At 63.3% G+C, this 1,646-nt stretch carries 1 protein-coding gene and 1 pseudogene; both read right to left on the bottom strand.

The features are described 5' to 3' along the window. The coding region (locus D588_RS0117200; protein ID WP_017916860.1) for a CHASE3 domain-containing protein at nt 1-989 on the bottom strand (989 nt) is incomplete at its 3' end. Nucleotides 990-1,455: 466 nt separating this feature from the next. Continuing rightward, a pseudogene (locus D588_RS25155) lies at nt 1,456-1,646 on the bottom strand (hypothetical protein); the annotation flags it as partial.

Genomic DNA, 1,646 nt, shown 5'->3' with positions numbered 1-1,646 from the left:
GGCAGGCGGTCCATGTCCTCGGACAGGTCGCCGATCGCGTAACGGCCCATGATCTGCGCCAGGCGCATCTTGACCGCGATATGCGAGGCGGCCAGCGCGTTGCTGTCGCGGACCATGCGCCCGTAGTCGCCCGGGAACACGGTTTCGTCCATGCGGTAGCTGATCTGGCCGGCGTCGTGGCGCTGGGCCATCTCCGCCTGCGCGGCGAGCACCGCCTGCAACTGGCTCTGCATCTTGTCCATGCTCAGCAGCAGCACGCCGGCCTCGTCCTTGCTGCGCAGGTCGATCGCATTGTCGAGCTTGCCGCGGGCGATGGCGTCGGCCACGCCGATCGCGGTGCCCAGGCGCTTGAGCAACTGGCGGCGGATCACGATCGCCATGCCGACCGCGGCCACGATCACCAGCAGGTTGCCCAGCAGCACCGCCCACTTGTTCTGCGCGCGCACGGCGGTCAGGGTCTCGGTGCGCTTGGCCAGCAGGCCGCGCTCCTCGTTGCTGAAGTCGCCCAGCAGGCCGCGGATCTCCTGCATCGCCTTGCGATCGCGGGCCTGGCTGAACTCGGCGGCGATCTGCGCGGGATCGTTGGACTGCGCGCGCAATGCGGTGATCTGCTTCTCCACGCCGGCGAGGTTGTCGAACGCAGCATGCAGCTTTTCCAGCCGCGCCTGCTGGCGCGGATTGTCCGCCGTCAGGCGCTTGGCTTCGGCATAGTTCTTGTCGAACGCGGCCAGGCCGTTGGTGAACGGCTGCAGGTGGTCCTTGTTACCCGACAGCAGATAGCCACGCGCACCGGTCTCGACGTTGAGGGCATCGATTTCCATCATGTCGCCGGTGCCCATCACCTTGTAGGTGTGGTCGTTCATGTCGGCGGCGTTGTTGAGCGAAGAGAGGCTGCTCAGGCTGATCGAGCCGATGATCACCGTGATCAGCACGATGATCGCGAAACTGAGCGCGAGCCTGGCGGAAAGACTGAGATTCTTGAGCGTCATCGTCGTGGTCCTGGTGGAAAGGTGAAGCGTTGGGGATGGCGTACCCCTTGCCTGAGTCGATGTCCGCGGAGGCGCTGGGTGGTGCCTATCTATTTCGTCTGCACATCGAAAACATGCAATTGATAGTTTTTGTAGATTTAATAGATGCTTGCGATTGAAACTTATACGTCGATTTGGCCTTTCTTTGCTCCAGTCGCCTTGTGACAACTCTTGTTCAAATTTGTAGACAATTTGTGTGTGCTCACGCCGTATCGGCGTGTGCGCTCTGTTCTTTAAGGCGGGATGGTGCGGATTTAGATGCGCTTCACGTTGACTTCACTCCGACAGGGATAGGCGTCGCGCTTTTTCCGGGCGCCACGCCCGTCGATTCGCCTCCAGCCGTGTGGAATGACTCAAAAAAAGAGCCCGGGAGTTGGCGCTCCCGGGCTTCGTTACCCGTGTCAGTGGGATGCGCGGTGAAGCGCGATCAGAACTCCTGCCAGTCGTTGCCGCCTGCAACCACGTCTGTGGTCTTGGCTGCAGCAACGGCCACCGGCCGGCGTGCGGCCGCTGGCGGTGCAGGCATCTTGGCCGGTCGCTTGGCGCCGACGCTGGCGAGCGCGGCCGGCGGCGCGGCGCGGCGCGGTGCCGTCGGCGCCTGCTGGTCGATCTTGAACA

It is taken from the genome of Xanthomonas sp. SHU 308 (assembly GCF_000364645.1).
Lineage (GTDB): Bacteria > Pseudomonadota > Gammaproteobacteria > Xanthomonadales > Xanthomonadaceae > Xanthomonas_A > Xanthomonas_A sontii.
The sequence above is the reverse complement of the archived record's forward strand: the minus strand, read 5'-3'. Positions and strand labels throughout refer to the sequence as shown.